General features: G+C 65.5%; 9 protein-coding genes. 5 read left to right on the forward strand and 4 right to left on the reverse strand.

The window, feature by feature from the left end; genetic code table 11:
- Window positions 1–43: 43 nt before the first annotated feature.
- The 3 genes from WEG36_00230 to WEG36_00240 are packed head-to-tail and all read right to left on the reverse strand — an operon-like array spanning window position 44 to window position 3,802.
- Entirely contained in the window at window positions 44–1,726 is a 1,683-nt protein-coding gene (locus tag WEG36_00230) for an iron ABC transporter permease (protein MEX1256021.1), read from the reverse strand.
- Window positions 1,723–2,844 (reverse strand): ABC transporter ATP-binding protein, encoded by a 1,122-nt coding sequence (locus tag WEG36_00235; GenBank protein ID MEX1256022.1) that lies wholly within the window; start codon window positions 2,842–2,844, stop codon window positions 1,723–1,725. The genes WEG36_00230 and WEG36_00235 overlap by 4 nt, the downstream gene beginning before the upstream one ends.
- Window positions 2,837–3,802 carry an extracellular solute-binding protein gene (locus WEG36_00240; GenBank protein MEX1256023.1) on the reverse strand — a complete coding sequence of 322 codons (966 nt, stop codon included), beginning with the start codon at window positions 3,800–3,802 and terminating at the stop codon, window positions 2,837–2,839. The genes WEG36_00235 and WEG36_00240 overlap by 8 nt, the downstream gene beginning before the upstream one ends.
- 547 nt (window positions 3,803–4,349) lie before the next feature.
- On the opposite strand from WEG36_00240, the gene WEG36_00245 reads away from it, so the two are divergent.
- From WEG36_00245 to WEG36_00265, 5 genes are all read left to right on the forward strand, one after another.
- Window positions 4,350–4,826, forward strand: coding sequence for a hypothetical protein (locus WEG36_00245; protein ID MEX1256024.1), 477 nt, complete (start codon window positions 4,350–4,352; stop codon window positions 4,824–4,826).
- Window positions 4,827–4,913: 87 nt separating this feature from the next.
- Window positions 4,914–5,204 (forward strand): PqqD family protein, encoded by a 291-nt coding sequence (locus WEG36_00250; GenBank protein ID MEX1256025.1) that lies wholly within the window; start codon window positions 4,914–4,916, stop codon window positions 5,202–5,204.
- Between the two features lie 27 nt (window positions 5,205–5,231).
- Window positions 5,232–5,711 carry a lasso peptide biosynthesis B2 protein gene (locus WEG36_00255; GenBank protein MEX1256026.1) on the forward strand — a complete coding sequence of 160 codons (480 nt, stop codon included), beginning with the start codon at window positions 5,232–5,234 and terminating at the stop codon, window positions 5,709–5,711.
- A gap of 13 nt (window positions 5,712–5,724) precedes the next feature.
- Window positions 5,725–6,807 carry an ABC transporter ATP-binding protein gene (locus WEG36_00260; protein ID MEX1256027.1) on the forward strand — a complete coding sequence of 361 codons (1,083 nt, stop codon included), beginning with the start codon at window positions 5,725–5,727 and terminating at the stop codon, window positions 6,805–6,807.
- Window positions 6,804–7,604: an ABC transporter permease gene (locus WEG36_00265; protein MEX1256028.1), complete on the forward strand. Its 801-nt coding sequence runs from the start codon at window positions 6,804–6,806 to the stop codon at window positions 7,602–7,604. The genes WEG36_00260 and WEG36_00265 overlap by 4 nt, the downstream gene beginning before the upstream one ends.
- A 46-nt stretch (window positions 7,605–7,650) precedes the next feature.
- Here WEG36_00265 and WEG36_00270 read toward each other — a convergent pair whose 3' ends face one another.
- The gene (locus tag WEG36_00270) at window positions 7,651–8,877 is read right to left on the reverse strand and encodes a nucleotidyltransferase family protein (protein ID MEX1256029.1); all 1,227 of its coding nucleotides are present in this window, start codon (window positions 8,875–8,877) and stop codon (window positions 7,651–7,653) included.
- Window positions 8,878–9,583: the final 706 nt, after the last annotated feature.

A 9,583-nucleotide genomic window follows, 5' to 3' on the forward strand; every position in this document is an offset into this window, starting at 1 on the left:
AAGGAGAACACGGGACTTCAGAGGAAGGGGCCGGGCACCACCATCAACCTCTCGGACCGAAAACGCCTCCCCGCACCCACCGTCCGCCGACAGCGAACACGATCCCCATGAGAAGCGCGAGCACGACGCCGAGGGCGGCGGCCGCGCCGAAATCGAAGGCCCGCAGTTGGGAGAGGATCTCGACCGAAATCGGGCGGGAACGATAGCTGTATAGAAGGATGGAAGAGACGAATTCCCCCAGCGCCGCCACGAAGGCGAGAAGGCCCCCCGCCGCCAACCCGGGGAGCACGAGGGGCACCGCGATCCGTCGCATCGTGAGCACCCAGCTCGCCCCGAGCGAATGAGCCGCCTCCTCCAGCGAGAAATCGTACTGCCGGAATGAGGCAGTCGCCGCTTGCGCGACCAGTGGGATGTTTCGCACGAAATAGGCGAGGGGAAGAATCCAGAAGGTCCCCACCAGAATGAAGCGGCCGAACCAGGGCTGGCTTGCCGAAAACGTGGTCGCCAGCGCCATCGCGATCACTGTTCCCGGAAGCGCCCAGGGAAGCATCATGAGGAAATTCAGCCCTCCTTTCCCCCGGAATCGTCCGCGCACGAGGAGATATGCGAGGACGAAGCAGAAGAGGACGTTTCCCCCCGTCGCGAGCGCGGCCATCTGGAGTGAGTTGAGGACCGGTGTCCAGAGTGACACGTTGGCGAAAAGCGCTCCATAGTTTTCGAAGCTGTAGCGGGGCGGGAGGATCTGCGTCGTCCAGGAGCCCTCCGGGACGAGGGAAACAAGGATGAGCGTCAGGTGCGGGAGGAGAAGGAGGAAAACTCCCCCGACCCCGGCCCCCGCCACGAGGATGCGTGCCCACGGTGCGGTGATCTCACGCCGCACTGCTCCGATCCCTTTTCCGACCGCCGTAAACTCTCGTCCGCGCTCGAAGCGCCGCAGGAACCAGAGGAAGAGCAGTGACGCAGACGCGAGGACGACGGTCTCCACCATCGCCATCGTCAACTCGCCATTGACCTTGCTCGTGAAGATCTGCGTGGTCAGCACCCGGAACCCGCCCCCGAAAATGTACGGCGCCGAAAACGAGGCCATCGAGGTCATGAAGACCAGGATCGAGGCGGCTCCCAGGGATGGCGCCAGCATGGGAAGGGTGACACGAAAAAGGACTCGCAGCCGTCCGGCCCCCAGCGACTCGGCCGCCTCTCCCGCCGCGGGATCGAGGCGGGCGAGCCCGGCAGTCGTGAAGAGATAGAAATACACGTACATCGAGTAGGCATGGACGAAGAGTATCGCCCATCCGCCCACGAGTCTCCACGGCGGGTCGTCCAGTCCGAAGAGGAGTTGGACGACCCGCGTGAACATCCCGCTTTCCCCGTAAAGGAAGAGGAACGCAATGACCCCCACCAGCGGGGGGAGAAGCACCGGAAGGCTGGCGAGAGCCCCAAAAAGGGAACGCCCGGGAAAGTCGAATCGATGAAACACGAATCCGAGCGGAATCCCGATGAGCGCCGACAGGACCACGCTTCCGAGGCTGATCCAGACACTCCCCCAGAGCGCCTCCAGCTCCGCCCGGCTCGTGAAAAAGTCCCGGTATCCGTCGAGGGTAATAACTCCCTCGACCCGGAACGAGTCTCCGAGGACAAAAAGTTGGGGGTAGAGGACGACCCAGAAGAGCACGGCCACGACCGGGAAGAGGAGCCACCCGACCCGCGGTCCACGGCCGGAGGTCACGCGGGCTCACGATCGCTGAAGAGATGCAGGCGTGCCCCCGCACGGGGCAGAAGCGCGACGTTCGAGCCGACGGAGGGTCCCCGGGCAGGGCCGATCACCTCCACCTCCGATGTCGCACCCGAGGCGGCTCCAGGCGTTCGGACCGACACCAGATAGAAGGTGAGCGCACCCCGAAACCGGATGGCGCGCACCTCTCCCCGGAGCGGCGGCCCCAGGGTAGGACTTCCCTCCCCCTCCGCGAAGCTGAGATCCTCGGGCCGGAAGAGAAGGACCGCTTCCCGGCCGCGGAGTCGAGTGACTCCCCGCCACGCCACCTCGGAGCCGAGCGGCCACCGGATCCCATCTCCCAGCCAGACCTCCTGCTCTTCGACCCGCACCCGGATGGCGTTTGCCCTTCCCACGAACCCGGCCACGAAGGCGTCTTCGGGCTCCTCATAAAGCTGGCGCGGCGAACCCACCTGGCGCAGCCGCCCACTTTTCATCACCGCGATCCGGTCGGAGAGATCGAAGGCTTCCTCCTGATCGTGGGTCACGAAAATCGCGGTGATTCCCAGAGACTTCACGAGATCGCGGAGCTCGACCCGGGTGCGGGCGCGAAGGGCCTGGTCGAGGTTCGAAAGCGGTTCGTCCAGGAGGAGAAGGGGAGGCTCGATCGCGAGCGCACGAGCGAGAGCCACGCGTTGCTGCTGACCTCCCGAAAGCGCCTGAACAGCCCGCTCTTCGTAGCCCGACAAATCCACGACCCTGAGGGCCGCGAGCACACGCTCCCGGAGAGCCGGTGCCGCGACGCGTCGCGCACGCAGCCCGAAGGCCAAGTTCTCGAAGACGTTCAGGTGGGGGAAAAGCGCGTAATTCTGGAAAACCATTCCAAAACCGCGGCGCTGGGGGCTCCACTTCGTGACCTCCTTCCCTTCGAAGGAGACTCGTCCGGAGTCGGGCGTCTCGAAGCCGGCGATGAGCCGGAGCGCGGTCGTCTTTCCGCAGCCGGACGGCCCGAGAAGGGTGAGCAACTCGCCCCTTTCCAGGGTCAGGGTGAGGGAGTCCACCGCCATGACCTCTCCGAATCGCCGGGTCACCGAGGAGAGGGTGAGGATTTCCGGTCCTTCGCCCTCATTCATACCCCAGGGCCTCTCCGCGCCTCCGAATGTTGGAGTCCCAGTACCGCATCCACTGGGGAGTCATCTCCCGCACGAGATCAGTGTCCACTTCCATCGCCCGAATCTCGGGAAGCGCGGTACGTAACCACTCAGGGAAGGCCGCGGGATCGAGATCGGATCGAGCCGGAATTCGAAAGAACCGGTCGGCCGCTTCGACGAGGGCGGCTTCGCTGCCGACGTATTCGACGAAGGCTCGCGCCATCTCCGTGTTTTCATGCCCCGCCACCACTGCGACGCCGTCCACGACGACCGGCGTCCCTCCCGCGGGAATCACGTAGTCGATCGGGTAGTCCGTCGTCGCCCGCAGCGTCTCGATGTCAGGCATGGCCCAGAGGGTCACGAGGCCCTCTTCCCGCGCCAGCTTCTGGTAGAGCAGCGTCGGATTGAGAACATATTCTTTCGTCTGCGCGTCGAGGCGGAGAAGCCATTCGTAGCCCGCGGCAGGATCTCCCGTCCCTCCGGATTCCCGGTAGATGATCGCCGAAAAAATCGCGCGCATCGTGCCGGAGGCGAGCGGCTCACGGATCAGGACCTCACCGCGCCAGCGCGGGTCGAGGACATCGTCCCACTCCTGCGGCGCATCCTCCCGTGCCAGTGCCGCCGAGTTGTATGCGATTACCTCGGGGGTCAGGTACGTGGCGAACCAGCGGGCCTCCGGGTCCCTTGCCTCGGGAGGGAGAGCGTCTGCCCAGGATGGGCGAAAGGCTTCGAGAAGCCCCTCCTCGGCCCCCTGGGCGAAGATCTCGGCTGGCGCACCCCACCAGACGTCGGCCTGCGGATTCGCCCGCTCGGAGCGCAGGCGGTCGAGCACCTCCTGTGAGCCCATGTCGAGCCACTGCACCCGAACCCCCGGGTTGGCCTCCTCAAAACGCTCCCCGAAGTACTCGAGAAGATCGCGGCCGTGAGGCGTGTAGACCACGAGTTCGGTCCTGCCCTCCTGCCCGCATCCTGCCGCCAAGAAGAGAGAGAGCCCAACCGCCGTTGCGAGGCGATGACGGCCATCCGGGGGAGTGAGGGCAAAGAGCATCGGCCACTTGGGGAGGAGCTCGGAAGTCCGCCAACACACGGGTTCCGGCAGTGAAACGAGATGGGCGAGCGGTCGTGGCCCCGCTGCCGCAAGGCCACTACGGCCCAAAAGCTACTCGCGGTTGTAGAGGGAGGAAAGCCGCCGGACCCCCAGGGAGCGCCCAGTCGGAACCCTTTGAAGAGGGCGGGGGCTGATGCCCCCGCCGCGCGCGGTTCGGCGGGACAGCTTGTTGCGCACGCACGACGCAGGGAGGCCGACCAAAGCTGTTCCCGCCGGAATGAATGGTCGCCTAACTCTTTCGAGGGATTGATATTGCCGCCCCCCACCCGTCAGTGTAAACGGCCTGGTTCGGACCTTGCTAGCTCGATTATTACGAGGGCGCGAGCCGGTTACTCGGCGTCTCGGGTCAACGGGACCCCACGCGAGGAAAGTAGAGCTGATGAAAGAGGTAGATCCCGGAACGACGGGAGATCGTCCACACGACCCGCGATCGGTCGGATCGGCGCAATGGAACGCCGGACCTTCCGCGGGCCCACCGATTCGAATTGGCAAGACGGCCGAAGAGATCATCGCCATCCTGGATGAGGTCGCGTCGTGCCTCCGGCCCCTCCCCGACCGCGCGGCACTGGGCTCCGCTCTCCAGGGCCAGCTGGGAGCGCTCACGAGCGCACTCGCTGCCTCCGATCCACGCGCGGCGATGGCGGCCCTTTGCGTTTCGAGAACTCTCGCCATCGGATACCTCTCGGTCGTGCGACCCCGCTCGGCAGATGCCGGCGATGCCGCGAATATCATGGCGCTGGTTCTGAACCTGGAGGCATCCGAAACGATCGTATGGCAAATCGAGCGCCGGGAACGCCGCTCGCGGGAGCTCATGCGGCGGTTCGAAAAGAGACCCGGCTCTTCAGGTCCGCAATGACTCCCGCCCACGAATCCGGTAGACAGAGCCCCGGGATGCGCCATAGCTTTCAACGTCGACCCATCCACCTCTGAGGCGGACGAGCCCATGGACCTTCCATCGCCAAGTGCAACCGTCATCGTCAAAGAGATGACCGACGGCGCCGTGCTCTATTGCACCCGCACCGAGGTCTATTTTGGCCTGAATGAAGTGGGGCTCGCCATATGGGACGCGTTGGCCTCCGCTTCAGCCACGCTGGACGATCTGGTGGACACCCTGTCGGAGCGATTTCCGGACGTACCCAGGTCCACGATCCGCGAGGATGCAGAGGACTTTCTCCGGGACCTGAAGGAAAACGGTCTGATCACACCGCCGGAGAGCGCCGTACCCGCGCACTAAGGGAGGTCCGCGCGAGGTGTGGGGTGCGTGCGCAAGACTTCCCTGGAAATCGAGGGCTTGATGTTGCGGAACCTCCTGCGCGCGGGGCCGAGGGGATGGTGGGAGCTCGCGGAGGCCCAGCTCTGGCTGGTCTGGGCGGCGGTACTCGTCGCAATCCGCCCGCGAGGACAACTCGTGATCGCTGGAGAGGCTCCCGCCCCGCACACGTCGAACCGGATCTCTGAACTGGGTGCTGTTGAGCGAATCGGTACCGCGATCGCCCGCGCGGGCCGCTACGGCCTCACCAGACCGCATTGCCTTGTACGGTCCATCGCCCTCCAGCGTATGCTCTCGAGGCACGGAATCACGGAAGCGCAGGTGCGCTTCGGTGTCCGGCGGGGTCCTGGCGCCTTCGAGTCGCACGCTTGGGTCGAGTGGAATGGGCGGGTGATCGCCGACGATCCGGGCCACGTGCGGACATTCACCCCTCTCGATGATCTCAGGCTGTCCAAGGGAAGGGAATCCTGAGCGGCCGGTCGCGATGATCGCCGACTCCCTTTCGCCGGCGGCGACAAGAACCCCCATCGTTCGGATCGAGGGAGTCTCCAAACGCTTTCCGATTCGGCGCGGCTGGGTGGATACGATTCTCCACCCAAGGCGAACCGAGGTTCAGACGGCTCTCGACGACATCACTTTGGAGATTCGCGAGGGGGAGATATTCGGGCTGCTCGGCCAGAACGGCGCCGGAAAAACGACGCTGTTCAAGATTCTTGCCACGCTCGTCCTCCCCGACGAGGGAAATGTCGAGGTGGCCGGGTACGACATCGTGCGCGCGGGCGCTCGGGTGCGAGAGCTCCTGACTCCGGTCATCCCGAACGAGAGAAGCCTCTATTGGCGAATCCCGGCGCGAGAGAACCTCCGTCTCTATGCCGCACTCCACGGGGTTCCACGCCGGGAAACGCACGACCGGATCGAGGGACTTCTCGCGCTCGTGGGGCTCGCCGAGGCTGGGGAGAAACAGGTCGGACTCTTTTCCTCGGGGATGAAGCAGCGCCTCCTCGTGGCCCGGGCGCTCCTCTCCACTCCACGGGTCCTCCTGCTCGACGAGCCTACGCGAAGCCTCGATCCGGTGAGCGCGCGGGACTTTCGCGCCTTCATTCGGCATGAGATCGCGGGAAGGCAGGGGTGCACCGTCCTGCTGGCGACCCACGACCCCCAGGAGGTGGCCGATCTCTGTACTCGAATCGGAATCCTGGAACGCGGACGGCTTCGCGCCGTGGGTGCGGCCGACGCTCTGGTGCAGGAGCTCCAAGTCCACCGTTTCCAGCTCTGGACCCGCTCGCCGCATCACCCGTCTCTCGACGAGCTCCAAGGGCGGTGGGGTGCCGAGCGCATCGAGCGCCAGCCCGCGCTGTCCGACGATTGGACGCGCGTGGCCTTCGACCTGGTGGATGGGCCGGATCGAGCGGCGGAGTTGCTCCACTGGCTCACCGGATCGGGGGTGACGATCTCTCGCTTCGAGAAGGTGGAGCTCCCCCTCGCGGAACTCATCGAACGGGTGGCGGCGGACCGGAGTGCGGGGGAATCCACTTCGGTCTCGCGTGACCGGATGTCACCCCCATGAGCAAGGTCCTGGCCTTTCTCCGTGCGAGCTGGCTGACCTCGGTGAGTTACCGGCTGAGCCTGGTCTTCTCCCTCGGCGGCCTCGTCGTCGGATTCATCCCGCTTTATTTCGTCTCCCGAGCGCTCCAACCGGTCGTGGAGGACTCCATCCGGATGGAGGGCGAACAGTACTTCGGCTTTCTCGTCGTGGGGATCGCGGTAACCTATTTTCTCGGCTTCGCGATGCGGAGCCTTCCCGGCGCGATCTCGGGGGGGATCCGGTCCGGCACGCTCGAGGCCTTACTGGCGACCCCAACGAGCCTTCCCACTCTCCTCGCCGGGATGCTCTCCTACCCCTTTGTACTTACCACCGTCCGCGCGTCGATCCTCGTATTGGCCATGGCGATCGTCGGCACACCAGTCTCCTGGGGAAACTTGCCGCTGAGCACTTTCATCCTCGCCCTCATCGTCCTTGCGCACATCCCGGTGGGCCTTTGCTCGGCCGCGCTCCACCTCGTCTTTCGGACATCGGGTCCGCTGGCCTCGGGCGTCCTGGCGGCATCCACCCTTCTTGGGGGGGTCTATTATTCGACTACCGTCATCCCGGAGGCGATCCAGCCGCTGGCGGCGATCTTCCCGCTCACGTACGGACTCAGGGCACTCCGGCGCGCCCTCCTTGCCGGCGAGCCCCTCTCGGTCGTCGGCGGGGACCTCGTCATCCTGGGCCTCTTCGCTACTGTGCTCCTGGCGCTCGGCCTTTGGGCCTTCCGGCATGCGCTCAACTACGCTCGGAAGGCGGGGACGCTAGCGCAGTACTGAGACTCCGCCGCCGGATCCGCGAGTCGCTGCCGCACCGAGTGAATCATCAAGCGCCCCTCCCCAAGAGGACGTGCGCCGAATATCCGAAAAATCCCCGCAGCCGTAAGGAGAGGCGATTGCCAGCGTCTCGGTCGAGGCCAAAAGGATCGGCGACCGCGGCCCAGCGCTCGGCCCCCGTCCAGGGGCGCACCCGGCCGTGCCCGCTCCGCCGCGGGCGGATCGCCATGGCCCAGAGAGTCCTGCGGAGCCGGCGCGTTCCGGGGGTTCCGCGGTTCCCTTGGGCCTCCTCCGCCAGGTGCCTCAGGAGGGGCACGCGCAAGAGGTCGGGTGGAGAAACGTCCAGCCCTTCGAGGAGCCCGTCCGGGAGAGGGCGCCCGGTGAGGGCGCGCATGAGAGCGAGCGTCCAATATACGCAGGTGCCTGCCCTCGCCTCCTTCGCATCCCGCACGACGGTGGCAGGATCGAGGCGAGGATCCGCGAGGAGGAGGTCAACGTCCCGGACCATTCGCCAGGCCCCCCTTCCGAAACAATGGGACCAGGCAAAGTGGAGACATGTGTGGAGTAACTGGTGGTGCAGAGACGGGACGAGCGCTGCGCCAAAGGATCCGGGGCGCACGATGCGCTCTGCGTCCCTCCAGACGTCTCCGGCTGAGAACCGCAATGGGCTCCAGCCGGGGAACAGTTCGGTATGGATCTCCAACCCGAATCCCAACCCATCGGACGCGTCCAGCGGCAGGAGGTGATGGAGGTCCTGATACATCTCCGGGGTTAGTCCTCGCCCTGGGGTCGTCCACCCCATCGTGAGGGCGAGTTCATGCACGCGGCCTGCTTCCGCCTCCGGCACGAGAACATCGAGGTCTCCCATGGGTCGTTGGTGGAACGCCCCGGCTTTTGTCCACGCGATCGCCGCGCCCTTGAGGAGGACCGCGGGGATCCGGCGTTCTTCCAGGGCCCCGAGAAATGTGGAGAGACGCTCCTCGAGGAGTGCCATGCGGAACTCCTGAACCTCCGCAAGCCGCTGAAGCGCCGTGAGGGGCTCGGTCGGAAGGTCCGGTCCGCTCAACTCACGAATACGAGCGAGAACGATCGGTGTCGCTCCTTCGCGCCGGGACAGAGCGAGGACGGCCGGCCAGCGGAGCGGAGTGGCGAGGAGCCGGCGGATTTCGGGATCGGCCCAGGTGCCCCCTGCCGACAGAAATACCAGGCGGGCTTCGAGGGGTAGGGAGAGGCGGTTGTCCGCGACCATCTCGTCGGCAGGTGGGGAAACAGACACCGATAGGGCGCCAGCGGGGACGCCTACGACCCGTGGAACATATAACCGCCGGTGCGTCGACAACCAGGCACAGCGCTCCACCGCGCCGACGAGCGGAACGCATGTTTCACCGATGGGTGTGCGGCGGATGCGTCTCACTTCTGTTGCAACCGTTCCGCAAACGCCACGGTGCGGCGCACGCCGCACGGGCCCGGGAGTTGACTGGGAATAGATGGTTACGCATGGTAACCAGCTTCATTGTTGACACTTACAAGGTTCCCGCGCGATCCGACCGGCCTCGGCACGTGGCTTGCAAACATGCTTGGGTCGCGGGGGCACCCCGCCCCGGACCCGAGCTCAGGAGGCGCCTGATCACCGGCTGCGGGTGAATCGCTCAACCCGGCCGAAAGCTCACTGGGTCCAAAACTCTGGCGCGTGCGTAAACAGATGGTTAGCTTGACCCAGGGCCAACACCTGCGTGAGCACAAGGAGAATGCTTCATGTACGTCAAACCCGAGCTTCAGAGGTACGGCACCTTTCGCGAGGTGACTCGCAATTTCAATTGGTGCTGGATGTATCCGAACTTCCCGGGATGCAGCCCCCCCTCGTTGCAGGGCGGTGAGGGTGGAGAAGAGGGAAGCGGAACAGGAGAGGAAGACCGCTCTTAAAGTGGAGCGCGAATCAAGACCGGACTCCCCGGCCCCCCCCCCGGGGGGGGGGGGGGGGG

The organism is Gemmatimonadota bacterium, from assembly GCA_040882465.1.
Taxonomy (GTDB): domain Bacteria; phylum Gemmatimonadota; class Gemmatimonadetes; order Longimicrobiales; family Gaopeijiaceae; genus JBBEBG01.

What these genes read in the sequence shown, in the direction of transcription:
- WEG36_00265 (MEX1256028.1), top strand. Translation starts at nt 6,804, where the DNA reads ATGAGCAAGGTCCTGGCCTTTCTCCGTGCGAGCTGGCTGACCTCGGTG.
- WEG36_00245 (MEX1256024.1), top strand. Translation starts at nt 4,350, where the DNA reads ATGAAAGAGGTAGATCCCGGAACGACGGGAGATCGTCCACACGACCCG.
- WEG36_00250 (MEX1256025.1), top strand. Translation starts at nt 4,914, where the DNA reads ATGGACCTTCCATCGCCAAGTGCAACCGTCATCGTCAAAGAGATGACC.
- WEG36_00235 (MEX1256022.1), bottom strand. Translation starts at nt 2,844, where the DNA reads ATGAATGAGGGCGAAGGACCGGAAATCCTCACCCTCTCCTCGGTGACC.
- WEG36_00260 (MEX1256027.1), top strand. Translation starts at nt 5,725, where the DNA reads ATGATCGCCGACTCCCTTTCGCCGGCGGCGACAAGAACCCCCATCGTT.